This window comes from Curvibacter sp. T50 (assembly GCF_057219955.1).
On record NZ_JBXVVU010000004.1, the window covers coordinates 112,920 to 137,005 of the forward strand.

Below are 24,086 nucleotides of genomic sequence, written 5' to 3' on the forward strand. Positions count from 1 at the left end.
CGGCATACACCTTGTCGCAAGAGACCCCCACCATGAAACACGTCATCGGCATCAGTCTGGGCTCCAGCCAGCAGGATTTTTCCTTCACCACCACCTTCCTGGGTGTGCGCATGCGGGTGCAGCGCATCGGAACCGATGGCTCCAAGACCCGTGCCGCCAAGTTATTGCGCGAGTGGGACAAAAAGGCCGACGCGATTGGTCTGGGTGTCGTCAAGGACAAATACAAGGTCGGGACAACGCGCCTGATCGAAAAGGAAAGCGCCGAACTGGTCGCGCTGGTGCGCAAGGCTCCCTGCAGCATCGGCGCGCGTCTGGCCGACATTTACCAGGAATGGGCCGTCCGACATGCGCAGATTCATCTGGGCAACTATTTCAACAACCAGCGGGTGCTGTTTTTCTCGGGGCTGACCCACTACAAGCTGGCGGTAACCCTGTCGGAGTGGACCGAAAACCTCCAGTTTGCCGATGCCCTGCAGCAACTGGCGGTGCCCAAGATGCTCACTTCGCTGGACGGTCTGCAGCTGTACGCCAGCGGCGCGCACTACGTCACCGACTGGACGCCGCCGGAGGTGATCGCCTCCGGCCCGGTCAAGGAATGGACCCGTTTTGTGCTGCGCAAAGCCTTGCAGAAGGCCACCGTGGTGGTCGCGCCGGTTCATGAACTGGACGATTTCGGTCTCGAGGAACTGGCCGGAAAGACCGTCATCACGACCACGGTCAATGCCCAGCGGCTGGAGGCGTTTCGGGACAAGGGAGTGCACCTGATCATTGACGGCGCCCCGGAGCTCGAAGGCCACGTGCTCGACCCGGCTCTGATGGACGCCATGATTGTTGCGGCCACCGAAAAGCAGCCGGCCGACCTGCTGGAAGACGATTACCTGGAGATCATCAATGGCTTGGGCATCGAGCCTCGCCTGCTCTACCCCAACGGCTTCAAGCGGATCAACCGGTTTGCGTTTGTGATTCACCCGCTGTCGCAGGAGTACTTCAAGAAGGTCAAACCGATCGAGATGTTGTCGCAGGTGTCGCCACCGGTGATGATGAACTCGCTGGAAAAAATCATGGCCTATGCGCCGCCCTTCGTCTATTCGCGGGTCACCGGCGTGAAGTCGCCGACTGGGGTGGAAGCCGAAGGCTGGCTGATTTCCGTCGGCGGCACGCCCCGCGAGATCATGGCCCATAGCCCCGAGTTCACCTACAAGCGCCTGCTGGACGCATCCGCCATGGCCAAACGCCTGGGCGCGCAGATCATGGGGCTGGGCGCTTTCACCAAGGTGGTCGGCGACGCCGGGCTCACTGTGGCCAAACGCGCGCCCTTGCCCATCACCACCGGCAACAGCTACAGCGCGTCCGGCGCGCTGTGGGCCGCGCACGATGCGATGTTGCGCATGCGGCTGCTGCCGCCGCCCAAGGGGAAAGGGCGCGTGCCGTTCAAGGCCATGGTGGTCGGTGCCACCGGTGCCATTGGTTCGGTCTGCGCCCGCCTGCTCGCCCGGGCTGCTCAGGACGTCTACCTGGTCTCGCCCGAGACCGCCAAGTTGCTGGCGCTGAAAGAATCGATCCTGAAGGAATCCCCGGGTGTGAATCTGTTCCTGTCGGCCCGTGCCGACAAGGACATCGCGGAGATGGACATGATCGTCACAGCCACCTCCGGTGCCGGCAAGAAAGTGCTGGACATCATGAAGGTCAAACCCGGCTGCGTGATCACCGATGTGGCCCGGCCGCTGGACCTGCCGCCGGAAGAGGTGGCCAAACGACCGGATGTGCTGGTCATTGAATCCGGCGAAATCGAGATGCCCGGTGACGTGCACATGAAAAACATCGGTTTGCCCAAAGGGGTAGCCTACGCCTGCCTGGCGGAAACCATTGTTCTGGCGCTGGAGGGCCGATTCGAGAACTTCACCGTCGGCCGCGCCATCGAGTGGGAGAAGGTGCGAGAAATCTACAAGCTCGGCCTCAAACATGGCATGAAGCTGGCGGCCATCTCGGGTGTCAACGGGCCGTTCAGCGACGAAGACATCGCGCAGGTGCGCGAACGCGCGCTGGCCGAGCGGGCCCGGCGCCTTCCGCAAGGCACCGCCAAGGGGTCAGGCAAGCCTGCCGCGGCTGGGAAAGTGGCTGCACCGCGCCAGCGCCGGGCGGCGGCTTCACCGGGCAGCGCCGCACCGGCGGCGCCGAAGTCCCGCCGGCCGACCAGCCGGCCGAAAGCGCCGTGATCGCGTGATCGTGCCAAACTGACCGACAATCCGGCATCCACGGTTTGCCGTGGAGTCACCATTTCCCAGCCGGAACCGACGCCATGTTTCCAGTCGCCATCAGCAGCACCGGGCTGTTTGTCCCGCCGCACGTCATCACCAACGAAGAACTGGTGGTCGCATTCAACGCCTTTGCCGAACAGGAAAATGCCGCGCACGCCGCCGAGATCGCTGCCGGCACGCGCCAGCCGGTGCCGCTGTCCAGCGTCGAGTTCATCGAAAAAGCCTCGGGGATCAAGCGCCGCTATGTGATGGAAAAAGACGGCGTGCTCGACCCCCGGCGCATGCGCCCGCGCTTCAAGGCCCGCCCCGACACCGAGATCTCCATGATGGCCGAGATCGCCGTCGCCGCTGCCAGGCAGGCATTGGAGCGCGCCGGCAAGACCGCCGCCGATGTCGATGGCGTGATCTGCGCCGCGGCCAACATGCAGCGCGCCTACCCCGCGATGGCGGTCGAGATCCAGACCGCGCTGGGGATCCAGGGCTTCGGTTTCGACATGAACGTGGCCTGTTCGTCGGCCACCTTTGGCATCGAGATGGCGGTCAACGCCGTCAAATCCGGCGCCGCCCGCGCGGTGCTGGTGGTGGACCCCGAGATTACCTCCGCCCACCTGGCCTGGAAAGACCGCGACTGCCACTTCATCTTCGGTGACGTCTGCACCGCCATCCTGGTCGAGCGCCTGGACAATGCGCCCGCCGGTGCCTGGGAGGTGCTGGGCACCCGGCTGCTCACCAGTTTCTCCAATGCCATACGCAACAACGCCGGCTTCATGTCGCGCGCCGAAGACCGCGACCCCGACGACCGCGACCAGCTCTTCTATCAGGAGGGCCGCCGTGTGTTCAAAGAGGTTTGCCCGCTGGCCGCGCAGCACATGACCAGCCACCTGGCCGACCTGGGTTTCACGCCTGCACAGGTCCGCCGCTTCTGGCTGCATCAGGCCAACCTGTCGATGAACCAGCTCATCGCCCGCAAGCTGCTGGGCCGCGACGCCACGCCCGAAGAAGCGCCGGTGATCCTGGACGAGTTCGCCAATACCGCCTCGGCCGGTTCCATCATCGCCTTCCACCGCCACAGCGCTGATTTCCGGGCCGGCGACATGGGTGTGATCTGCTCGTTCGGCGCGGGCTACTCGATCGGCAGCGTGGTCGTGCGCCGCACCTGAGGTCGTTTGCCCGGCCAGTTCGGGCGCCGACTGCCGGGTAAACCCGGGTCAGATTTGGGAATCTGACTCCAGTGTGACGCAAAACGATAGCCAAGCGCCCGGCCAACCGCTAATCTCCGCCGATTCTGTGGCGCGTGGGCATTCCGAACCGGATCGCCCACGCGCCCGTGCATCCATCGGAGTTGAGAACATGACAGATTCAGTGAGCCCGACCCCGGCGTCCGCCGAGGCCCAGCGCGAAACGCTCGAGCAGACGCTGGCGCTGCAGCGCAAAGCCTACCTTGCCAATCCCTATCCGAGCCGTGCGCAGCGCAAGGATGATCTGTTGCGGCTCAAGGCCTTCGTTCGCGACAACCGCGACGCCATCCTGGACGCCATCAGCGCCGACTACGGCAACCGTTCGCGCCATGAAACCCTGTTTGCCGAGATCTATGGGGTGCTCGACGGCATCGACCATGCGATCGGCAACCTGCGCAAGTGGATGAAACCGCAACGGCGCAGCATCGACCTGAAGAACTTTTTCGGCGCGCGCAATCGGGTCATTCCGCAACCGCTGGGGGTTGTGGGACACATCGTGCCCTGGAACTTTCCCATCTTCCTGTGTTTCGGTGGCCTGACTTCGGCGTTCGCCGCCGGCAACCGCTGCATGGTCAAAATGTCCGAAAACTCGCGGGGCCTGGCCCGATTGCTGATCGAGTTGGCGCCGAAGTATTTTCCCGCCGACAAGCTGGCGTTTTTTGACGAGACCGGCGGCGTTGGCATTGCGTTCTCGCAGCTCAAGTTCGACCACTTGCTGTTTACCGGTTCCGGCCAGACGGGTCGGGCGGTCATGGCGGCCGCCTCTCAGAACCTGTGTCCGGTCACGCTGGAACTCGGCGGCAAGGCTCCGGCCTTGGTCTGTGACGACTTTCCGCTGCGCACCGCCGTCGAGCGCATTACTTTTTTCAAGTACTTCAATGCAGGCCAGATATGCACCACTGCCGATCACGCCTTCGTGCCGCAGGGCCGGATTGCCGAGTTCGTGGAGATCGCTCGAACTGTGGTTTCGGCCCGGTACCCCGCATTGCATTCCCCGGACTACACCTCGGTCATCGATGACCGGGCGTTCCAGCGCATCACGCAGGCGCTGGAGGAAGCACGTGACCGGGGCGCCACGCTGATTCAGCTGATTCCCGGTCCGGCATGGGATGCAGCCAGCCGAAAGATTGCGCCCCATATCGTGCTGGATGCGCCCGCCGATTGCGCTTTGCGCACCCGCGAGATTTTCGGGCCGGTGCTGCCGCTCATCGGCTACAGCGATATCAATCAGGTGGTTGACAGCATCAATGCCGGCCCCAGGCCCCTGGCGTTTTATCCGTTCAGCCACGACAAAGCGCTGGTCCATGACCTGATCCACCGCGTCATGTCCGGCGGCGTCACCGTCAATGACATCGTGCTGCACACCGGACAACACGACATGCCGTTCGGCGGCGTCGGTGAAAGCGGGATGGGCCACTATCATGGACATGAGGGCTTCGTCACGTTCTCCAAGCTGCGCCCGGTTTTCTACCAGGCGCCCTTCAGTGCCGTGAAGTTTCTCTGGCCCCCTTACGGGAAGTTCGCGACCCGTTACCTCGATTTCCTGACCCGCTAGTTCGTTGGCGACGTCCCCTTTTCCTCAGGAGCTGTGATGATGGAATTCGACTACGTGATCGTCGGCGGCGGCTCCGCCGGTTGCGCCCTGGCCGGGCGGCTGAGCGAAGACCCCGGCACCACCGTCTGCGTGCTGGAGGCCGGCGGCGAGGATCACTCGGTGTTCGTTCGCGCCCCGCTGGGCATCATCGTCATGGTGCCGTTCGGCCTGATGAATAGCTGGCACTACTTCACCACGCCGCAGAAGGGGCTCAACGGCCGCAAGGGCTTCCAGCCACGCGGCAAGGTGCTGGGCGGCTCCAGCTCGATCAACGCGATGGTGTACACCCGCTGCAACCGCAACGACTACGACGGTTGGGCGGCGCAGGGCAACCCCGGCTGGAGCTACGCCGACCTGCTGCCCCTGTTCAAGCGCGCCGAGAACAGCCATTGTTTTTCCAACAACGAGTACCACGGCAACAGCGGCCCGCTGCACGTGAGCTACCTGCGCAGCCCGTCGCCGGCCAACGAGGCCTTCCGGGCCGCCTGCGTCGAAAAAGGCATTCCGCTCAACCCCGACTACAACGGCGCCTCGCAGTTCGGCATCTCGCCCACCCAGGCCACGCAATACAACGGCGAGCGCTGGAACGCCGCGCGGGCCTATCTGCACGCCAATGCCGATCGCAAGAGCCTCACGGTGCTCAAGGGTTGCCACGCCCGCAAGGTCGTCTTCGACGGCAAGACCGCCACCGGGGTGGAGCTGCGCCGGGACGGCCAGGTCGAACAGGTCCGGGCCCGCAAGGAGGTGATCCTGAGCGCCGGGGCCTTCGGCTCGCCCCAGTTGCTCATGCTGTCGGGCATCGGCCCCGCAGCGCACCTGCAACAACACGGCATCGCGGTGTTGCACGACCTGCCCGGTGTGGGCCAGAACCTGCAGGACCACGTCACCTCCAACCTGATCTACCGCACGCCGCGCTGGAAAGACACGGTGGGCATTTCGGTGCGCGGCGCCTGGGAAATCATCAAGGCGATCTTTCAGTGGCGCAGAGAGCGCAAGGGCTGGATCACCACCTGTGTGTCCGAATCCAACGGTTTCATTTCCACCTGCGGCAACCCTGACCATCCCGACATCCAGCTGGCCTTCCTGCCCAGCATCGTCGACGACCACACCCGCAAGACGCATCTGGGCCACGGCTACACGCTGCACACCACGCTGATGCGTCCCAAGAGCCGCGGCAGCGTCACCTTGCAGAGCGCCGACCCCCACCAGGCACCCGCCATCGACCCCGGCTTCTACACCCATCCCGACGACATGGCCGTCGCCATCAAGGGCGCGCGCATGGGATTCGAGATCCTGGAGGCCAAGGCCATGGCGTCTTACCGGGGCAAGCGCCTGCACCCGGTCGACGTGAACGACGACAAGGCCATGGAGGCCTTTCTGCGCGCCACCTGCGACACCGAATACCACCCGGTGGGCACCTGCAAGATGGGCCCGGACTCCGACCCGATGGCGGTGGTCGATGCGCGGTTGCGCGTCAAGGGCGTGCAGGGCTTGCGCGTGGTGGACGCGTCCATCATGCCGGCGCTGACCAGCGGCAACACCAACGCGCCGTCCATGGTGATCGGCGAGAAAGCCGCCGACCTGATCCGGGCAGGTTCGTGAAGGGTCGGCGGCGGGGTGGCCCCGAGGTCAGCCGAACGGTCGCACACCCATCAACGGCCCGTGCAACCACAGCGCAAACACAACCCAGGCGCCAATGCCGACAACTAGCGTCAGACCGGTGGCCAGTGCCGAGGTGCTGACCACCGCCGGCGAGGCCTGACGGTCCCGCTGGCGGGCCGCCCGGAAGCTCAGAACTGCCCAGACCAGGAACGAACCGAACAGCAGAAGATCGGCCAAGGAGCCGTTTGACAGCAAGTGCGCCAGCGCCCAGGCCTTGACGCCGAGCACCATGGGATGGCGCAGCCGCAAGCGCAGCGCGTTGCGCGGTACGTACGCGGCGGTCAGCAGCACAAATGCAACCAGGGTCAGCAAGGACGCCGCATGCCGCATGCCCGTCGGAGGTGACCACAGGATCACCGGTTCCTGGCGAGCCAGGCCGTATCCCCAGACCACCAACCCCAGGCCCACGACCGACAGCGCGGAATACATGCCTTTCCACGCGCCAACCCCTCGGGACGCGATCGTCCGGGTGCGCCAGTCTTCCGCGACGATGCGAACCGAATGGACACCAAGAAACACTATCAATCCCAGCAACAGGATGCTCATGGGGCGCCTTTGAGTTTGTTCAGGGGTTCATCATAGAAACGAAGCCGGCGTGGCGCTGCTCCGCCGTGCAAATCCGCACATCGGCCGGGTGCACCCGTTCAGCGTCGGCAAACAGCCGCATACCCGCGTCAGTGCCCGGCCGGCAAACGCGACATCACCGGGGTGATGCCTTGTGCCAGCCGTTGCAGTCGTTGTTCGCATTCCGCGGCGGCGGGCTCGCCATCCCGGCCGGCGACAAGGTCCCGCTCCAGCTGGGCGCTGAGCGTTGCCACTTCCATGGCCCCGATGGTCGCCGCCGCGGATTTGAGCGAATGCGCCATGCGCGCGGCCGAATCGCGGTCACCGACCCGCAGCGCATTGCGTACCGTGTCCATCGCGTTTGCGAACTCCTCGACAAAGGCGTGCAGGTTCTCCTGGTAGAACAAGGCATCGTTCATGTGATAGCCCATGCCGACGGCCGGGTCGATCCCCGACTCCTGTAACACGTTGAGCCAACTGTCCCCCGGGGCGGCGGCTGTGTCCGGTTCGTTGCGGACCGCCCGCTGGGGGGTGGCCTCGGCGTCCGACCCCCCTTGACGGGGCGGTATCCATCGCAGCAGGGCGTCATACAGCTGGGCCGGAACGATGGGTTTGTTCAAATGATCATTCATGCCGGCTTCGCGGCTGCGCACGCGGTCGGCCGGCATCGCATGCGCCGTCATGGCAATGACCGGCAGGTCGTGCAAGCGCGGGTCGGCACGAATCTGCCGGGTAACGCTCCAGCCGTCCTGATCGGGCATTTGCACGTCCATCAGCACCAGGTCGAAAGGCATTTCCTGCAGTTTCGCCAACGCCTCCGAGCCGCTGGCTGCAACCTCAACGTCGACGCCGGTGCGCCGCAGGAAGGCCAGCGCGACTTCACGGTTGAGGCGAACGTCGTCCACCAGCAATACCCGCGCTCCGGCGATGGCGCCAAAATCCGGAATCTCGGATGGCCCCACCGCCGCTGCTGCCTCTGGCGGCGTGCGCCGCAGCGGCAGCTCCAGCCAGAAGCGGCTGCCCCGGCCCGGGGCGCTGTCAACGCCGATGACACCCCCCATCAGCTCGACCAACTGCTTGCAAATGGCCAGGCCCAGACCACTGCCGCCGTGCTGCCGGGTGATGCTGCCGTCGAACTGTTCGAACGGGCTGAACAGGTGGGCCAGGGTTTCCGCCGACATGCCCGGGCCGGTATCTGACACTTCGACCCGCAGTGGCAACACGCCGTTCGAATCGCTGTCCTCCGGGGGTTGTGTACCCAACATGAATCGTACCGACACCTCACCCTGGGTTGTGAATTTGACGGCGTTGCCGGCCAGGTTCAGCAATATCTGGGACAGCCGCAGGGGATCGCCGACCAGCATTTGCGGAACACTTGCCTCCATATCCACGGTAAACCGCAGTCCCTTCTCTCGGGCGCGAACTTCCAGCTGGGCCTGCACGTTCTCCGTCAGGCGCTTGAGATCGAAGGCGATCGACTCGATACTCAGTTTGCCGGCCTCGATACGCGCGAAATCGAGTATGTCGTCGATCAGGCGCAGCAGCGTTTCGGCCGCGCCGATCACCTTTTCCTGGTAGTCACGCTGACTTGGCGTCAGCGGCGTATCCAGCAGGTAGCGACTGAGGCCGACCACGGCGTTCATGGGCGTGCGGATCTCATGGCTCATGCGGGCGAGGAAATCGCCTTTGGCCCGGTCGGCCGAACGCGCCGCTTCCACGGCCCGTTCCAGTTCGCGCGTGCGCTGCAGAACCAGCTGCTCCAGGTTCTCGCGATATTGCGCCAGCTCCTGGTCGCGGGTTCGCAAGGTGTCGAGCATCCCGTTCACGCCGTGGGCGAGTTGGGCAATTTCGTCGAAACCGTCGACCGCGACCCGGTCGGTCAAGCCCGGATTGGCAGCGACCCGGGTCACCAGATTGCCCAGCTTTTCCAACGGCGCGGTCAGCCGCCGCGCCAGCCAGTTGGACAGACCCAGGGTCACGAGCAAACCGAGCAGAACGACCAACGCACTCTCGAAGGCGGACCGCTCCAGCGAACGGCGCATGCCGTCCAGAGACACGGTCAGCTCCACCGTGGCCGGCTCGATTTCCTGGCCCGGCACCGGGGCCCACACGGTCAGCAGGCGGTTGTCCACGCGCCATCCGTCGCCCAGCGGTGGGATCGGCCAGTTGCTCACGGCGACATGGCTGCCGCGAACATACTGGGCGAACACCCGGTCACTGGAGCCCACCAGCAGACGTGCACGCAGCACCGCCGGATTGCTTTCCACCGCAGCCAGCAAGCGCCCGGCCTCGCGCCGGTCGCGAAACGCGAGCGCCGCCTGGCTGTTGATGGCCATCAGCCGGGCTTGTGCCGTCACCGACTCGGTGGTCTCCTGCTGCAGCAGCCGTCGTTGCTGCTCCTGCATCACGACAAACACCAGCATCACGGTGATCAGCAGCACGGACAGGGACAGCAGGCGCAGCCGCGACCGGATGCTGGGGGCTTGCCACATCTCGGCGAACCAGCGCGCGGTCATGGGCCCACCACCCGGGCCAGACGCAGCAGTTGAGCGTGAAAGCTAAGCCCTTTGTCCGCCGCCGCGCCCCGATTGATCAACAGGTTGACATGCTGGCCTTCAGGGGCCAGCGCCAATTCCACCATGCCACCCGCGCGCGCGAAGCCATCGATATCGGAAACCGTGACTGCCCTGGTGCCTGCCAGCCGGCGCAACACCGTGGCGAGCTGGCGACTTTCACTGCGGGCCAAGAACACCATGTCGCAATCGGTCAGGGGCGCGGAAGGCTCCATGCGCATGAACTTCATGCTGCGTCCGGCCGGCAGCGTCGTGCGTGCCAGCTGATCCGCAATGGCGCCAAAGGGGTCGGTGCCCAGCAGGCACAGGCAATACGGTTGGCTGCCCGGCGAACTGGCTTCGGCGCCCCAGACGAAATCGGGCAGCCGGAACAACAGCGCCGCCTTGAGCGTGTATTCGGCCACAGGGGAATTGGCCGACGCCACCGTCGCACCGCAGCCCATTCCCAGTGCCAGCGCCAGGGCGAGCAGCCGCCTGAGGCCAGCCCATGACAATGCGCATGCGGTTCCGACCGGCGGCTGCGCCATCAGAATCGGTACTCCAGCGTGGCCACCCAGGTGCGGGGCTGCTGTGGCATGTCATAGAAAGTACGGCTCGCCGAGCCATGAGCGGCGTCATGGCGGCGGTCGAACAGGTTGTAGATGTCCAGCCACAGGGACGCATGGCCGTCGAACAGTTTGTGCCAGCCCAGGTGCAGGTTGACCACCGTGGCGCCGGCCGTGGTGCAACGTGTCGGCATGGTCGGTGTGGTGGTGCATTGCTGGGCAAGCACGCTGCTCGGGCGTTTGCGTCCGTTGGTGACATCGCCGGTTCGGACCAGTTTGGGTGTGACGCTGAAGCGGTCGCGCCAGCGCAGGGTCAGGCCCGCCTTCAGCTTGTGCTCGGCCACCAGCGGGATGTCCCACTCCATGGCGTCCGCTTCGGCCAGACGCCCGCGGATCCAGCTCGCGCTGCCCCACAGTTCACCGCGCCAGGACTCGCCCAGGGAGAAGCGCCACTGGGCGGCCAGGTCCAGCCCGCGCTGGCGTTGATGCCCGGCGTTGCCTTTGGTTTCCGGGTTCACCAGAATGGCCCCGGGGATGGCCGACAGGTTGGCCGATGCCTGCGTGACGACCAGGTGGTCGATCCGGCTTGCGTACCAGTTGGCTACCAGGTGCCACTGCGGTCCCGGCCGCCAGTCCCAGGTGAGCCCCAGGGTTCGGGCCTTTTCCGGCTGCAGATCGAGGTTAGGAATACGAAAACCGGTTCCGACAAAGCGGCCGCTGGCGTCCCGGGAGCCGTCGAAATTGCCGAAACTGCCCAGGCTCTCCTCCGGGGACGGGGCGCGAAACGCCTTTCCGTAGGCCAGTTTGAGCAGGTTGTCGTCGGTCAATCGCCAGATGGCGCCCACACGGGGGTTGACCGATTCCCCGTAGATGGAGTGACGATCGACCCGCACGCCGGCCGTTGTCGACCACCGGTCCGACCAGCGCGACTGCATCTGCCCGTACGCGGACCAGTTCTCGAAACGCTGGTGGTGCACCGCCATCGGAAGTGAGGTATTCGGATAGACGAAGCCCTGGGCGCCCGGTGCCGCAGCCGTGTTGTAGGGTGCCGGCAGAGAGGCGGCCTCAATCGCCGAATGGCGGCTCCAGCCGACCCCGGCAACCATTTCGTGGCGCTCGCCCAATCGCCAGCGCAGGTTCTGCTCGATGCCCAGACGCTCCCCGTAGGTGTAGGAATAACCGTCGGTGAAATGGTTGTAAATGTTCACGTAACGGGAACGCGGATCGACCTCGGCGCGGGAGTAGTCCAGTACCAGCTCTCCCTCCAGTCGGGGCGACAAGGCGTAGCGTGCCTTGCCATACACCGTGTCGGTGGTCGTGAGCCAGCGCGCACCGGGGTCATACAGCGCCGTTGCCGGTGGATCGCCCGTGCTGGTGAGGCTGCGAAAGGCATGGCGCAGGTAGGCCACACTCAGGTCCTGCCCCCAGTCGGCCCGCACCAGCAGGCTGTGACTGGCGATGGGGCCGGCATAGGGTTCGCGGTCGTTTGCCGCCCGCACCAGTGTGCCGCTGGTGGTTCGCGCATCGACGCGGGCGAAATCGGCCGGATAAAAGTGGTCCAGAGGTGCCCGATCGGCCGACTGCAGATGGCCTGCGGCACTCAGGCGCAGTTCGCCCGGCAGGCTCCATCGACCGGAGAAGCGCAATTCCTGCTGGCCGAAACGGCCAGCGGACAGCTCCAGCTGCCGGCCATCCGGCAGCCCATGAGCATCGGTAATGATGTTGATCACACCGGCGACCGCGTCAGCGCCATACAGCGCTGCCGCCGGTCCATACACGAACTCCACCTGGCGTGCGCCGTGCAGGGCCAGGTTCTCCGCCACCGGAAAATTGCCGCCGGCGGGATGTCCGATGCGAACCCCGTCCAGCATCACCAGCAGCTTGTTCGGGCCCACGTAGCCCTGCACCACAAACTGGTTGTACTGAGACGATTTGGTGCCCCGCTGGAAATCCACGCCCGGCATGTCCTCCAGCAGATCGGCCAGATTGCGGTAGCGCCGTTCGCGGATTTGCTCCTGCGATACCACCACAATGTGCGAGGCGGTCTCGTCGCGTGACTCGCTGCGCCGCGAAGCCGTAACGATCGGGGTCCGGATCAGTTCGTTGAGGGACAGCTGCATCAGCCGTTCGACATCCCCTGAGGGGCCGTGAGCTGCCCACAGGGGCGTCGCCACGGTCAGCCCCGACAGACTCACCAGCCAGACGGGTAAAAAACCAAAATGTGCACGCATGGGGGCCTCGCGGTGACACGGGAAAGGACGTCTCGGATGGTAACAAGCGTGGACGCGGGCGTGCGTGAGACTTTGCAACGGCCCGACGCCGCCTGCCCGACAATCCCAAGCCTGCTTATCCTGTTTTTTCATGGCCCTGATCGACCGAATTCCCCCGCCCTTGCGTGAACGGCTGACGCGGGTGCTGCAGCGCCTTCGCCACCCCTCGCGCCGGGACATCCTGCGGGCGCTGGCGGTGCTGCCCTCGCTGCTGGTGCTGTATGTGCTGGTGCTGATTCCGTTCACCCCCGGCATCAGCGACCTGCGCAAGGCCAAGCAGGAAGCGCCCGCCGTGGTGCTGTCGGTCGACGGCAAGGAGCTGGCGGTGTTTCGCCGCGCCAACCGCAGCTGGGTGAAGCTGCCCGAGGTGGCGCCCGCGGTGGTGGACGCGCTGATCGCCACCGAAGACCGCCGCTTCTACGAACACGGCGGGCTGGACTGGCGGCGCACCGGCGGCGCGGTGCTGGCCACGCTCGGGGGCGACCGCCAGGGCGGCAGCACGCTGACACAGCAGCTGGCGCGCAACCTCTACCCGGACGACATCGGCCGCGCGCCCACCCTCACGCGCAAGATCAAGGAAGCCATCACCGCGCTGAAGATCGAATGGGTCTACACCAAGGATGAAATCCTGGAGACCTACCTGAACACCGTGCCGTTTCTCTACAACGCCTACGGCATCGAGATGGCGGCGCGCACCTATTTCGACAAAACCGCCGACCAGCTGGACGTGCTGGAGGCCGCCACGCTGGTGGGCATGCTCAAGGGCACCAGCTACTACAACCCCGTGCTCAACCCCGAGCGCGCCCTGCAGCGGCGCAACCTGGTGCTGGCGCAGATGGACAAGGCCGGCAAGCTGCCCAAAGGCCGGCTGGCCGCACTGCAAAAGCGCCCGCTGAAGCTGGATTTCGAGCGCCAGACCGAGCCGCCGGGCCCGGCGCCCCACCTGACGCAGCAGCTGCGCCGCTGGCTGATCGACTGGGCCGACCGCAACAACTACAGCATCCACGCCGACGGCCTGGTGGTGCGCACCGGCATCGATTCGCGCCTGCAGGCGGCCGCCAACCAGGCCGTGGCGCAGCACATGAACTATCTGCAGACCCTGGCCGATGCCGCCTGGGGCCCGCGCGCGCAGTGGCGCGGCAACCCCGCGCTGGTGCAGGCGCTGCTGCGCGAGACACCGCAATACGCCGCCGCCCGCGAAGCCGGGCTGGACGAGCGCCAGGCGCTGGCCCGCCTGATGGCCGACACCGCGCTGGTCGAAGCCCTGCGCCGCGACAAGACGCGGCTGCAGGCGGGTTTTGTGGCCATCGACCCGCGCAGCGGCCAGGTGCGCGCCTGGGTGGGCAGCCGCGGCTTTCGCGACGACCAGTTCGACCACGTCAGCCAGGCGCGGCGCCAGCCGGGCTCCACCTTCAAACCGTTTGTGTACGGCGCCGCGTTCGAGCAGGGCATCAGCCCGTTCGAGACCTTCTTCGACGGCCCGGTGGAAATTGCCCTGGGTGGCGGCGCGGTGTGGCGCCCCTCGGACAGCGGCGAGCCCACGCTGGGCCCCATGACGCTGCGCGACGGGCTGGCGTTCTCCAAAAACACCATCACCGCGCAGCTGATGCAGAAAGTGGGCCCCGCGGCCGTGGGCAAACTCGCGCGGGACCTGGGCGTGCGCCAGAGCCGGATGGATCTGGTGCCCTCGCTGGCGCTGGGCACCAGCCCGGTGACGCTGCGTGAAATGGTCAGTGCCTACGCGTCCATCGCCGACGGCGGGCGCCGGCGGGAGCCGCTGATCGTCACGCGCATCGAAGACCGCCACGGCAAGGTGCTGGAAGCCTTTGCCGACCCGGAGCCCGAACCCGTCATGCGCGAAGCCGCCGCGCAAACCCTGGTGGACGTGCTGCGCGGCGCCATCGACCGCGGCACCGGCGCCGCGATCCGCGGGCGCTGGGGCATCAGCGCCGACGTGGCCGGCAAGACCGGCACCACGCAGGACAACACCGACGCCTGGTTCATCCTGATGCACCCGCAGCTGGTGGCCGGCGCGCGTGTGGGCTTCAACGACAACCGCATCACCATGCAGGACGGCTGGGGCCAGGGCGCGCGCGCGGCGCTGCCCATCGTGGGCGCGTTTTTCCAGCAGGCGCTGCGCGTGCGGGCCATTGACGCCAGCGCCCGTTTTGCCGGCTTGCCGCCTCCGGCGGCCGCCGCACCGGCTGCCTCGGCGCCGGAGGGGTCGGCGTCCGGTGTCGAAGCCCCTGCGGAGCCCGCCGCCCCGGCCGGTCCACCCCCCATGCCCGCGGCCGGTGAAATGTCGGCGGTGCCCGAGTTCACCCCGGGCGGCAGCCTGTCCGCGCCACGGGCGGCGCCACCACCGGCTCCGCCTGCGCCGGTATCACCGGCTGCCGGCGGCGGCTGAAGATATAAAAATAGTAGCGCAAGATGACCTTTTTACGATGGGTACCGGTCGATTTGGCCTGAAAACGGCCTCAGAGGGCCTCGCGGCGCATGCGGATGGCGCCAAACACATCGTCGGCCTTCGGGTGCCTTGACTCACCGGCTCGTCGGCCAAACGAACACGCGGGACGCGCGCCGGCGCAGCCAGTCACCCTCGTCCGGGGATCTCCGCCAGCAATCGCTCGACATGGGCCTTGGCCTTGGCCAGGTCCGCGAGGCTGCCGCTCAGATACATGCGCCCGCTGGCGCCGATCATGCTGCACTCCACCAGCGTCACACCGGGAGCCACTTTCTCGGCTTCGTTGGCCATGTGGGCACCAAACAGGGCCGGAGCCACTTCCATCAGGAGCAGGTTCTGGCCCGGCAGCACCATGCTGGCCTGGCGCGTGCGGTTCATCAGCACCGCGTGCTGATCGGTCACGTTTTCGAGGATGTCGCTGTACAGCAGCTGTGGCCGCAACTGGTCCTCGGCCCGGGCCTGCATCCAGTCCAGGATGGCCTGGCCGCCGCGCTGCAGCGCGGCGCGGTCGTTGCCGTGAAGCTCCAGCACTCCAAACTGCCGCTCCACCGCCAGGATGCCCGGCTCCAGGCTCGGCTCGGCCTTCAGGGCCAGATCAATCACCCGCTGAATGGACAGCCCGGGGGCGATCTCCACCAGCAGCGCATGGGTGCCCTGCATGGCGACATAGCCGCGCGCGCCCAGGGGCGAACTCATCCACGACGAAAACTGGGGCTGCAGGTCGGTCAGCGTCAGGTACACCCGCAGCTCGGCTGCCGGCCGGGCGGGTGCCGCCGTTTTTTTGCTTGTGGCCATGCGGCCTCCTTGTGGTCGTTCCAACAGCGATTGACCGCTTACTGGCCGTCAAACGCTTTCTGAACGTCGGCGTGCGGGCGGGGAATGACGTGGCAGGACACCACCTCACCGATGGCGCCCGCCGCTTCGGCACCAGCTTCGGTGGCGGCCTTGACGGCGCCCACGTCGCCCGAAACGATGATGGCGACCAGACCGCCGCCCACCTCTTTTTTGCCCACGATGTTGACGTTGGCGGCCTTGACCATGGCGTCGGCGGCAGCGAAAGCGCTGACATAACCTTTGGTCTCGATCATTCCGATGGCTTGTGACATGAAAGTCTCCTTTGGGGGTTGGGAAAACGGTTTGAAAAAAGGAAAGAGGCGGCGTGGTCGCAGCGCGGTGTCAACGCATGGGCGTCGGGGTGTCGTAGTTGTCGAGCGAGGCAATGATCAGCGCGTCGGCCACCACGCGCTGCTGCGCCGGTGCGAACCACCAGGCGGCCGGCGCACCGATGGTGATCATCACGCGCTCACCGACGCCGCAGCCCAGCGGGTCGAAGCACACCACCACGTCCTTGGGGTAGTCGAGCTGCACCTCCAGCAGGGCACCAGCGGGCAATTCAGGCAGGCGCTTGCTGGCGACGATGCGACCGATCACGGTTCCGGTTTTCATGGGGTGGCTCCTCGGTCAATGGCAATACCGCGCTTGCGCAGCGCATCCTTGGCCAGGGGGGTCAGGACCGCCCTGGGGTGCAGGCGCACCGTTTTCACCGTCGGCGCCAGCGTCTTGAGCGCCCGCTCGCCGATCACACCCTGCAGTTCGGGCACCTCTTCAACGGCTGGGTGGCCATGCGCTTCGCAGCGGTCGCCCTGGCATTCGCAGGCTTTGCCGGCCCGGCATGACGCACAGCAGGTCGGGGTCTCGGGGGCGCGGGGGGTGGTCAAGGCGGGCGCGGCACCGGCCGCTGGCGCGCCCGCCGTTCCTGGCAAGGCGGTCGGTTCGACCCGCAGGTCGAACCGCAGCCATCCGGTCTGCACCAGCTCCAACAGGGCCGGGTTGGCTGCCAGCCGCCGGAACAGCTCGGTCAGGGCTGCGGTGTGCTGCGCGCTACGCAGGTGCAGCGGCACCCGCACCGGGCTCCGCGGCGCGGTGCCCAGGGGGGCGGCGGGGGCCGGCGCGGCCCGGCGTTGCAGCGCCTGGCGCACCTGGGCGCGAATCTGCTCGCGCAGTGTTTCGTGGTTCATGCGCCACCTCTCGCATCGCGAATCACCGCTTCGGCCGCTGCGGCAGCCGCCCGCACGTCGGAGGCATTGCCCGACAGGTACAGCCGACCGGCCGGGCCCATGAAGCGGCAATCCACCAGCTTCACGTTGGCAGCCTTTTCGGCTTCGTTGGCCACCAGCAGCGCATAGGAAGACGTGGTCATCTCCATGATGTAGAGCGATTCGCCGGGCAGGAGCATGCTGCCGGATTTGCTGCGGTTGATCAGGAAGGCGTGGTAGCCGTCCACCCGGTCGATCACCTTGGACGCCAGGATCTCGGGCTTGAGCGCGTGGTCTTCGCGCACACCCATGGCGTCCAGCACGGCCGCGCCGGCCGACTTCACCGATGACGAGGACTGACCGTGAAATTCCAGGTAGCCAAACTGCCGCTCCACCACCAGGTTGCCCGGCTTGACGTTGTCGTGCTTCAAGGCAACGTCGGTCAACCACTCGATGTCCATGCCGGGTGCCACTTCAATGACCATGGCCGAGTCGTTGTGGCGCGGCAGGAAGCCGCGCGCGGTCGACCCCAGCAAACACATCAGCTGTGGCTGCAAGCGGTCCAGAAAGATGTAGCTGCGCAAAGTGGACATGACAGGCTTTCAGCGAAGGAGTTCGAGTTCTTCCTGCACGATGCGCAGCACCATGGCGGAGATCTCGGGCGGGAGGGCGGCCGGTTCCACGGTGGCCGAAGCAGCGGATGCCGCGCCTGACGCCATGGCCCCGGCCCAGCCGTCCGGCAGGGGAAAAGCCACACGCTTCCAGTTCACCAGCAACTCCGGGCCGACATTGCAGTCCACCGAGCTCTTGCCGGCGTAGCCCGTGCCGATGGTGAAGGTGTAGGGCAGTCCGGTGTTGGCGCCGGTGCTGTCGAGCACCGTGTTGCCGTTGACGACCACGCGGTAGTAATCCAGCGCCGCACCCCAGGCCACCGCCTGGGTGGCGTCGGCGGTGTAAATGCCCGAGGTGTGACCCCCGCCGCTGTGTTGCAGCATCAGGCGGGCCACATCCACGGCCTGCGCCATGTCCGGCACCACCACACAGCCCAGAATGGGCGAGAGCTTCTCGCGCAGCAAGGGGTGGCCTGCCTGAGGCGAGGCCACGGGGCACACCAGCGCCTCGCAACCCGCGCTTACCGCCACCCCGGCGGCGCTGGCAATCTCGTGTGCCGGTCGTCCCACCACCTTGGGGTTGAACCGACCACCCGGAAAAGCGTAGTCCTGGATCTGCCGCGCCTCGCGCTCGCTGCACACATGCGCACCGGCGGCGGCGAGCGCCTGCAGCATGGCGGGCGCGATACCGGCATGCAGTGCCAGCACCGAGGGTGCCGAGCACGGGCTGCCGTGGTCGAAGTTCTTGGCCAGCACCACTTTCTGTACCGCGTCGTTCAGGTCGGCGCTGGCGTCCACGTAGATTGGCACGTTGCCCGAACCCACCCCGATGGCCGGGTTGCCCGAGCCGTAGGCGGCGCGCACCATGGGCGTGCCGCCTGTGGCCAGGATCACGTCGGTGCGGGTGTCGCGCATCAGCGCGCCGGTGGCTTCCACGGTCGGCCGGGTCAGGATCTGCACCGCGTGCGCCGGGCCACCTTCGGCCCCGATGGCGGCCTGCAGCTCGCGCACCACCGCCGTGCAACACCCCAGTGCCACCGGGTGCGGCGACACCACCAGGGCGTTGCGCGTCATCAGGCACATCAGGGTCTTGAACAGAATGGTGGCTACCGGCGAGGTGGAGTTGGACAGCCCCACCACCACACCGGCCGGACGGCCGATCTCGATGATGCGCAGCGCGTCGTTGCGGCGCACGCCCCCCAGTGCCACCGCGTCCCAGGCACTGGCGGTGAGGGTGCAGGCCATGCGGTTCTTCGCCACCTTGTCGGCCACCTTGCCGATGCGGGTTTCGCGGACCGCCCATTCGGCATAAAAGTCGGCGCGCGGCAGCAAGGCCGCCCCCACCCGCTTGGCCACCGCTTTGGCGTGCTCGGGCGTCCACCCGGCCAGCGCATCGGCCGCCGGTCGGGCCTGAGCCAGCAATTGCCGAGCCTCCTGCACGGCGGCCAGGTCGGTGTCGGCCAGGGTGATCGGATTGAGCTCGGTCATGACAGTGTCGGTTCCGGCTTCAACGGCCCTGCGCGGAGCTGGCCACCGCATTGAGATCGACCCCTTCGAGGGCGCTGAAGATGGCGTCGACCGCCTGCTGCTCGCGCGGGCTGGCCGCCTGCAAGCGGGTGGCATCCAGCAGCTGACGCATCATTGAAGACTGCCCGGACGTGGCGGCGGCCGCAGCCGGGGCCAGGGTCGGCATGAAGCTGCCGGCCGTGACGCGGTTGCCGGCGCGGTAGTGCGGCGCGTAGTCGAACACCGCGTAGTGCTGGGTCTGGCTGTTGTCCCACAGCACCACCGAGTCCTTCTCCCAGCGGAAACGCACCATGAACTCGGGCTTCTTGACCCACTCGTAGAGCATGTTGAGCAGCGCTTCGCTCAGGTCCATGTGGACGCCCAGCAGCCGCTTGGTCCAGATGGAATTGACGAACAGGCAACGCCGGCCGGTGACCGGGTGCGCGATGACCGCCGGGTGGATGGCCGAGGGGTTGTCCTTGATCATCTTGCACTCGCGGTCGGCGAGCGCGTCGTTCATCTCCTGCGCCGACATCATCGAGTTCATCATCGGCCCGGCCCCGCCCTGCTTTTTCGCCGCTGCGGTCTGGCGCTTGATCAGCTTCTCGTAGGCGTTGATGCGCCGGAAGTGGAACGGCATGTCGTGCTCGGCCTGCAGACCCAGCAACAGGTTCTGCAAGGGCGCGCCCAAGGCATCGAAGGCTGCGCCGGTGCTGGCCCACATGGTGTCGCCGCCCGACGGGGGCAGGTCGGTCAGGCGCAGCACGCAGATGAGCGACGGCTTCTTTCGGAAGGTCACATCGGTGTGCCAGCGGTCGGTCTCCGGCGATTCGTGGCCTTCGTTGGCGATCAGCTGCACCTCGGGGTGCCCCTCGATGTGCGGAAAGAACTCGTGTCGCTCGACGTCGCCGAACTGGCTTGCCAGGCGGATGTGGGCCTGGGGTGTCAGCGGCTGCTTGCGAAAGAAAACGACCCCGTGTTTCCACAGTGCGGCCTGGATCTCCTCGTACACGTCTTCGCTGCGCACGTGGTTCAGATCCACGCCACTGATCATGGCGCCGATGGTGGGCGTCAGAGGCTCCACCTTGATGTGACGGAAAGTCATGTCGGATCTCCTGATGAGAATGGGTAAAAACTATTGCCAGTGCAGCAGGCGGCGCTCAAGCCAGTTCATGAGCTTCATGATCAGCACGCCGATGAAGGCCAGGTCGAACAGCAGCGACCACACACCGTTGACGTTGAAGGTGGAGCCCAGGTAGGCGAGTTGCTGCCCCAGCCCGCGCTCGGACGCGATCACTTCGGCGCCCACCACACCCAGGAAGGCGTAGATCAGACCCAGGCGCAGACCGGAAAACAGCACCGGCACGGCGCCCGGCAGGGTGACCCAGAAAAACATCTGCCGGCTGCTCGCGCCCAGCGTGCGGGTCAGCGTGACGTGGTCCTGACTGACACCGCGGATGCCCGCCACCGTGGTGGACAGCACGATGAAAAACGTCAGCGACACGCCCATCGCGATCTTGGAGCCCAGGCCCAGGCCGAACCAGAGGATGAACAGCGGCACCAGCGCGATGCGCGGCAACACGTTCATGGCCGCGATATAGGGCTCGCAGAAGGCTTCCAGGCGCGGCCAGGTCACAAAGGCCAGGCCGGTGGCCATCGCGGCCAGCGAACCGATGGTGAACGACACGAACACCGCCGTCAGCGTCCAGACCAGATCGACCCACAGGCGCGCGTTGGTGAAATTCTCCAGCGTGAAACTGGCGATGCCCAGCGGGCTGCCCACAAAGCTGGCATCGACCACGCCGCTGCGGGCGGCCCATTCCCAGGCCCCCAGCGCCACGGCCACAAACACCGCGTGCTGCGCCACGGTGCGAAGCGTTTCAGCCTTCATGGTGCACCCAGCCTTCTTCGAGGTGTTTCCACACCCGCGCATAGGTGTGGTGGAAGTCGTCGCTGGTCTGCAGGGCGCGGATGGACCGCGGGCGCGGCAACGGCACCGGCACGTCGGCCACGATGCGGCCAGGGCGAGAGGACATCACCACCACCCGATCGGCCAGCGCCACCGCCTCCGACAGGTCGTGGGTCACGAACAGCACCGAGCGCTCGCTTTCCTGGCACAGCTGCAGCAACAGGTCCTGCAACTGCAGTTTGGTCTGCGCGTCCAGCGCGCCGAAGGGTTCGTCCATCAGCAGCAGCGGCGACGGCATGGCGAAGGTGCGCGCCAGCGCCACGCGCTGGCGCATGCCGTGGGAGAGTTCCTTGGGGAGCTTGCTTTCCGACCCGCCCAGCCCCACGCGCTTGAGCATCACCGCCGCGCGCTCGCGCGCCTCGGCCACTGGCGTTCCCCGCACTTTCAGCCCGAACGCAGCATTGTCCAGCGCGGTGAGCCAGGGAAACAGGCTGTCCCGGGCCAGCATGTAGGCCACACGCTGACTGCCCAACGCCGGTGCGTTGCCTGCCACCCGCAGGTGCTGGCTGGGCGGCAACGGCACCAACCCGGCACACAGGTTCAGCAAGGTCGTCTTGCCACAGCCACTGGGGCCCGCCAGCGCCACGAACTCGCCGGTCCTGACGTGCAGGTCCACCGCCTGCAGCACCAGGTGGGTGCCGTCAAAACTCAGGTCAATGCGCTGGGCGTCAATCATGGCGAGTACCGGCGTCGTGCTGCGTCGGTTGGTCTCTCAGGGCAACACCGCGGGGGCCATGTCCACGCGGGCGGGCAACAGCTTGTTCTGCAGCATCGAGTCGGCCACTGCCTGCATGGCGGGCACTGCTCCGCGGGCCTTGAAGTTGCTGATCGAGAGGCGCAGCGACACCTCGGCGATCTGGTCGGCGTTGGGCAGTTGCAGGCCGAAGGTCTTGCGCAGCACCTCCAGCGTCTTGCCGAAATTGGCCGGGTTGGACACAAAGGCGTCGGACATGTCCAGCATCTTGCGAATGCTCGCCACCACCGCCGGGTTGGCCGCCGCCCAGTCGGCCTTGACCGCCATGTAGCCGGCACCACCCCTCGTGTCGAGAATGCTCTTCGGTCCCTGCCCCTTGCGCGGGTCGATCACCACGCGGCAGGCCTTCAGTACCTCGCACATACCGTCGGCGGGCGGGAAGGTCATGATCAGGTCCACCTGTCCCTGGGTCAGGGCGGGGAAGGCGGTGTTGGGTGCGCCCACGGCCACGATGGTCACGTCGTTGGCGGTCAGCCCGGCGTCGGCGAGCATGTCGATCAGCTGAAACTCCGCACCCGAGCCGCGCTGGGTGACGCCGATCTTCTTGCCTTTGAACGACTTCACCACGCCGGGGTAGCCTTCGGCCTCGGTCGGCAACTCGGTCTTCGCGCCCGCCGCGACAAAGAAGACCGGGTCCGCATAACCCGCCGCGATGATCTTGACGGGTGACTTGCGCGCCAGGGCGGCGGCTACCACCTCAGTGGGACCAAACGCGACCTCGATGTCGCCCGACAGCATGGTCTGCATGCCCAGCGGTGCCGCCGGAATGGTGCGCAGCTCGCAGCGAATGCCCGCCTGCTCGCAATAGCCATTCGCCTGCGCCACCCGGACCAGCAAGTTGCCGGTGCCAGGGTAGTCTTGAAAGCGCACCACGGGCTGGGCCTGAACAGCGCCCACGGCCGCACTGGCCACAGCGGCCACCGACATCCACCGAATCAGAAATTTCTTGATCACGTCCGTGTCTCCTTTTGATCGAGCTCAAGCCCGTGGGCGCATGTTCGGTGTAAGTCTTGAATAAAAATGTTCCGTAAGTAACAATTTAAGGGATGACACCAATCTATGGTTTACCCGAAGACGTGCCGTCCCGCCATGGGTTGCTCAAGCCTGCGCTGGATCGCTTCATGCTCGACCAGGCCATGGTTCACAGGCTGGAAGCGGTGGGCCTGCGACGGTCCTGGAAAGCGGGCGATACGCTGACGCGAAGCGGCCAGCGCATGGAGAGCGTCAGCGTGTGCCTGAGCGGACAGTACAAGGTGTTGCTCAATAACGTCGATGGGCATTCGCTCTTTCTTCGACGCATCACCGCCGGCGAACTCTATGGCGTGCCCTCGGCCTTGGCTGGAGCGCCCTTCCCCACCGACATGGTCTGCGAAGAAGCGGGCCACACCCTCGAAGTTTCCCGCCAGGCCCTGATTCAGACGCTGCGCACCGAGCCTGACCTTGCCCTGGGCATCATCCGCAGCCTGGCCACCCGGGTGGCCGAAATGTTCGACCTGATGGAAGCCGACCTGCTGCCCTCACTGCGAGCCCGGGTCTACCAGCGCTTGCAGCGGCTGGCGCAGTTCAACGGGCAGCCCGACCGCCTCGGGCATATCGCCCTGAACCTGACCCAACAGGAGATCGCCCAGTCCGTCAACGCGTCCCGCCCCAAGGTCCAGCAGGAACTCAAGCGCATGGAACGGGAAGGCATCCTGCGTCTCGGCTACCGCCGCGTCACCCTGCTGCGGCCAGCTATAGAAAACCATAGCGCAAAATGACCTTTTTACGCTGGGTATCGGTCGATTTGGCCTGAAAGCCGCCTCAGAGGGCCTCGCGGCGCATGCGGATGGCGCCGAACGGGCAGCGCACTGCGCAGCGGGCACAACCGGTGCAGCCGGCGGGGTCGTCCAGGACCGAGGTCTTGCGCCACTGCTGCACCTGCAGCGACAGCACATGGGGCGGGCAAGCGGCCACACACCAACCGCAGCCGGTGCAGCGCGCCGGGTTGATCACCGGTAGCGCAGCGGGTGGCGACGGCATGGCGCGGTGGCAGCAAGGCGGAT

At 66.3% G+C, this 24,086-nt stretch carries 21 protein-coding genes; 6 read left to right on the forward strand and 15 right to left on the reverse strand.

The window, feature by feature from the left end; translation table 11 throughout:
• Window positions 1-32: 32 nt before the first annotated feature.
• The 4 genes from AC2EBU_RS13820 to AC2EBU_RS13835 all read left to right on the forward strand — a co-directional run bounded on the left by AC2EBU_RS13820 (window position 33) and on the right by AC2EBU_RS13835 (window position 6,692).
• Window positions 33-2,216: a dehydrogenase gene (locus AC2EBU_RS13820; RefSeq protein ID WP_484611018.1), complete on the forward strand. Its 2,184-nt coding sequence runs from the start codon at window positions 33-35 to the stop codon at window positions 2,214-2,216.
• 83 nt (window positions 2,217-2,299) lie between these two features.
• Window positions 2,300-3,418, forward strand: a complete 1,119-nt coding sequence (locus AC2EBU_RS13825; protein WP_484611019.1) for a beta-ketoacyl-ACP synthase III — start codon at window positions 2,300-2,302, stop codon at window positions 3,416-3,418.
• A 190-nt stretch (window positions 3,419-3,608) separates the two neighbouring features.
• Window positions 3,609-5,051 (forward strand): coniferyl aldehyde dehydrogenase, encoded by a 1,443-nt coding sequence (locus AC2EBU_RS13830; RefSeq protein ID WP_484611020.1) that lies wholly within the window; start codon window positions 3,609-3,611, stop codon window positions 5,049-5,051.
• A 36-nt stretch (window positions 5,052-5,087) separates the two neighbouring features.
• Window positions 5,088-6,692 carry a GMC family oxidoreductase gene (locus AC2EBU_RS13835; RefSeq protein ID WP_484611021.1) on the forward strand — a complete coding sequence of 535 codons (1,605 nt, stop codon included), beginning with the start codon at window positions 5,088-5,090 and terminating at the stop codon, window positions 6,690-6,692.
• A 27-nt stretch (window positions 6,693-6,719) separates the two neighbouring features.
• Here AC2EBU_RS13835 and AC2EBU_RS13840 read toward each other — a convergent pair whose 3' ends face one another.
• From AC2EBU_RS13840 to AC2EBU_RS13855, 4 genes are all read right to left on the reverse strand, one after another.
• Window positions 6,720-7,298: an NnrU family protein gene (locus AC2EBU_RS13840; protein WP_484611022.1), complete on the reverse strand. Its 579-nt coding sequence runs from the start codon at window positions 7,296-7,298 to the stop codon at window positions 6,720-6,722.
• 128 nt (window positions 7,299-7,426) lie between these two features.
• Entirely contained in the window at window positions 7,427-9,832 is a 2,406-nt protein-coding gene (locus AC2EBU_RS13845) for an ATP-binding protein (protein WP_484611023.1), read from the reverse strand.
• Entirely contained in the window at window positions 9,829-10,416 is a 588-nt protein-coding gene (locus tag AC2EBU_RS13850) for a YfiR family protein (protein ID WP_484611024.1), read from the reverse strand. The genes AC2EBU_RS13845 and AC2EBU_RS13850 overlap by 4 nt, the downstream gene beginning before the upstream one ends.
• The gene (locus AC2EBU_RS13855; protein WP_484611025.1) at window positions 10,416-12,665 is read right to left on the reverse strand and encodes a TonB-dependent receptor plug domain-containing protein; all 2,250 of its coding nucleotides are present in this window, start codon (window positions 12,663-12,665) and stop codon (window positions 10,416-10,418) included. Before AC2EBU_RS13855 ends, AC2EBU_RS13850 begins: the two co-directional genes overlap by 1 nt.
• 130 nt (window positions 12,666-12,795) lie before the next feature.
• On the opposite strand from AC2EBU_RS13855, the gene AC2EBU_RS13860 reads away from it, so the two are divergent.
• Window positions 12,796-15,111, forward strand: a complete 2,316-nt coding sequence (locus AC2EBU_RS13860) for a penicillin-binding protein 1A (RefSeq protein WP_484611026.1) — start codon at window positions 12,796-12,798, stop codon at window positions 15,109-15,111.
• Between the two features lie 186 nt (window positions 15,112-15,297).
• On the opposite strand, the gene AC2EBU_RS13865 is transcribed toward AC2EBU_RS13860, so the two are convergent.
• From AC2EBU_RS13865 to AC2EBU_RS13910, 10 genes are all read right to left on the reverse strand, one after another.
• Window positions 15,298-15,963, reverse strand: coding sequence for a microcompartment protein (locus AC2EBU_RS13865; RefSeq protein ID WP_484611027.1), 666 nt, complete (start codon window positions 15,961-15,963; stop codon window positions 15,298-15,300).
• A 38-nt stretch (window positions 15,964-16,001) separates the two neighbouring features.
• On the reverse strand, window positions 16,002-16,274 hold the full coding sequence (locus AC2EBU_RS13870) for a BMC domain-containing protein (RefSeq protein WP_484611028.1): 273 nt from the start codon (window positions 16,272-16,274) through the stop codon (window positions 16,002-16,004).
• A 70-nt stretch (window positions 16,275-16,344) separates the two neighbouring features.
• Entirely contained in the window at window positions 16,345-16,614 is a 270-nt protein-coding gene (locus AC2EBU_RS13875; RefSeq protein ID WP_484611029.1) for a EutN/CcmL family microcompartment protein, read from the reverse strand.
• Window positions 16,611-17,186, reverse strand: coding sequence for a hypothetical protein (locus AC2EBU_RS13880; protein WP_484611030.1), 576 nt, complete (start codon window positions 17,184-17,186; stop codon window positions 16,611-16,613). Before AC2EBU_RS13880 ends, AC2EBU_RS13875 begins: the two co-directional genes overlap by 4 nt.
• The gene (locus tag AC2EBU_RS13885) at window positions 17,183-17,797 is read right to left on the reverse strand and encodes a BMC domain-containing protein (protein ID WP_484611031.1); all 615 of its coding nucleotides are present in this window, start codon (window positions 17,795-17,797) and stop codon (window positions 17,183-17,185) included. Before AC2EBU_RS13885 ends, AC2EBU_RS13880 begins: the two co-directional genes overlap by 4 nt.
• Before the next feature lie 9 nt (window positions 17,798-17,806).
• A complete protein-coding gene (locus AC2EBU_RS13890; RefSeq protein ID WP_484611032.1) occupies window positions 17,807-19,303 on the reverse strand; it encodes an aldehyde dehydrogenase family protein in 1,497 nt (498 codons plus the stop codon).
• Between the two features lie 19 nt (window positions 19,304-19,322).
• Window positions 19,323-20,426, reverse strand: coding sequence for a TauD/TfdA dioxygenase family protein (locus tag AC2EBU_RS13895; protein ID WP_484611033.1), 1,104 nt, complete (start codon window positions 20,424-20,426; stop codon window positions 19,323-19,325).
• Window positions 20,427-20,456: 30 nt separating this feature from the next.
• On the reverse strand, window positions 20,457-21,212 hold the full coding sequence (locus AC2EBU_RS13900) for an ABC transporter permease (RefSeq protein ID WP_484611034.1): 756 nt from the start codon (window positions 21,210-21,212) through the stop codon (window positions 20,457-20,459).
• On the reverse strand, window positions 21,202-21,966 hold the full coding sequence (locus AC2EBU_RS13905; RefSeq protein ID WP_484611035.1) for an ABC transporter ATP-binding protein: 765 nt from the start codon (window positions 21,964-21,966) through the stop codon (window positions 21,202-21,204). The genes AC2EBU_RS13900 and AC2EBU_RS13905 overlap by 11 nt, the downstream gene beginning before the upstream one ends.
• A 36-nt stretch (window positions 21,967-22,002) precedes the next feature.
• Entirely contained in the window at window positions 22,003-22,998 is a 996-nt protein-coding gene (locus AC2EBU_RS13910) for an ABC transporter substrate-binding protein (RefSeq protein WP_484611036.1), read from the reverse strand.
• Window positions 22,999-23,090: 92 nt separating this feature from the next.
• On the opposite strand from AC2EBU_RS13910, the gene AC2EBU_RS13915 reads away from it, so the two are divergent.
• Complete coding sequence (locus AC2EBU_RS13915; RefSeq protein ID WP_484611037.1) at window positions 23,091-23,801, forward strand: Crp/Fnr family transcriptional regulator; 711 nt, start codon at window positions 23,091-23,093, stop codon at window positions 23,799-23,801.
• A gap of 43 nt (window positions 23,802-23,844) precedes the next feature.
• Here the strand turns inward: AC2EBU_RS13915 and AC2EBU_RS13920 are convergent, their stop codons facing one another.
• The gene (locus AC2EBU_RS13920; RefSeq protein WP_484611038.1) at window positions 23,845-24,063 is read right to left on the reverse strand and encodes an ATP-binding protein; all 219 of its coding nucleotides are present in this window, start codon (window positions 24,061-24,063) and stop codon (window positions 23,845-23,847) included.
• Window positions 24,064-24,086: the final 23 nt, after the last annotated feature.

What these genes read in the sequence shown, in the direction of transcription:
- AC2EBU_RS13820 (WP_484611018.1), top strand. Translation starts at nt 33, where the DNA reads ATGAAACACGTCATCGGCATCAGTCTGGGCTCCAGCCAGCAGGATTTT.
- AC2EBU_RS13825 (WP_484611019.1), top strand. Translation starts at nt 2,300, where the DNA reads ATGTTTCCAGTCGCCATCAGCAGCACCGGGCTGTTTGTCCCGCCGCAC.
- AC2EBU_RS13830 (WP_484611020.1), top strand. Translation starts at nt 3,609, where the DNA reads ATGACAGATTCAGTGAGCCCGACCCCGGCGTCCGCCGAGGCCCAGCGC.
- AC2EBU_RS13835 (WP_484611021.1), top strand. Translation starts at nt 5,088, where the DNA reads ATGATGGAATTCGACTACGTGATCGTCGGCGGCGGCTCCGCCGGTTGC.
- AC2EBU_RS13840 (WP_484611022.1), bottom strand. Translation starts at nt 7,298, where the DNA reads ATGAGCATCCTGTTGCTGGGATTGATAGTGTTTCTTGGTGTCCATTCG.
- AC2EBU_RS13845 (WP_484611023.1), bottom strand. Translation starts at nt 9,832, where the DNA reads ATGACCGCGCGCTGGTTCGCCGAGATGTGGCAAGCCCCCAGCATCCGG.
- AC2EBU_RS13850 (WP_484611024.1), bottom strand. Translation starts at nt 10,416, where the DNA reads ATGGCGCAGCCGCCGGTCGGAACCGCATGCGCATTGTCATGGGCTGGC.
- AC2EBU_RS13855 (WP_484611025.1), bottom strand. Translation starts at nt 12,665, where the DNA reads ATGCGTGCACATTTTGGTTTTTTACCCGTCTGGCTGGTGAGTCTGTCG.
- AC2EBU_RS13860 (WP_484611026.1), top strand. Translation starts at nt 12,796, where the DNA reads ATGGCCCTGATCGACCGAATTCCCCCGCCCTTGCGTGAACGGCTGACG.
- AC2EBU_RS13865 (WP_484611027.1), bottom strand. Translation starts at nt 15,963, where the DNA reads ATGGCCACAAGCAAAAAAACGGCGGCACCCGCCCGGCCGGCAGCCGAG.
- AC2EBU_RS13870 (WP_484611028.1), bottom strand. Translation starts at nt 16,274, where the DNA reads ATGTCACAAGCCATCGGAATGATCGAGACCAAAGGTTATGTCAGCGCT.
- AC2EBU_RS13875 (WP_484611029.1), bottom strand. Translation starts at nt 16,614, where the DNA reads ATGAAAACCGGAACCGTGATCGGTCGCATCGTCGCCAGCAAGCGCCTG.
- AC2EBU_RS13880 (WP_484611030.1), bottom strand. Translation starts at nt 17,186, where the DNA reads ATGAACCACGAAACACTGCGCGAGCAGATTCGCGCCCAGGTGCGCCAG.
- AC2EBU_RS13885 (WP_484611031.1), bottom strand. Translation starts at nt 17,797, where the DNA reads ATGTCCACTTTGCGCAGCTACATCTTTCTGGACCGCTTGCAGCCACAG.
- AC2EBU_RS13890 (WP_484611032.1), bottom strand. Translation starts at nt 19,303, where the DNA reads ATGACCGAGCTCAATCCGATCACCCTGGCCGACACCGACCTGGCCGCC.
- AC2EBU_RS13895 (WP_484611033.1), bottom strand. Translation starts at nt 20,426, where the DNA reads ATGACTTTCCGTCACATCAAGGTGGAGCCTCTGACGCCCACCATCGGC.
- AC2EBU_RS13900 (WP_484611034.1), bottom strand. Translation starts at nt 21,212, where the DNA reads ATGAAGGCTGAAACGCTTCGCACCGTGGCGCAGCACGCGGTGTTTGTG.
- AC2EBU_RS13905 (WP_484611035.1), bottom strand. Translation starts at nt 21,966, where the DNA reads ATGATTGACGCCCAGCGCATTGACCTGAGTTTTGACGGCACCCACCTG.
- AC2EBU_RS13915 (WP_484611037.1), top strand. Translation starts at nt 23,091, where the DNA reads ATGACACCAATCTATGGTTTACCCGAAGACGTGCCGTCCCGCCATGGG.
- AC2EBU_RS13920 (WP_484611038.1), bottom strand. Translation starts at nt 24,063, where the DNA reads ATGCCGTCGCCACCCGCTGCGCTACCGGTGATCAACCCGGCGCGCTGC.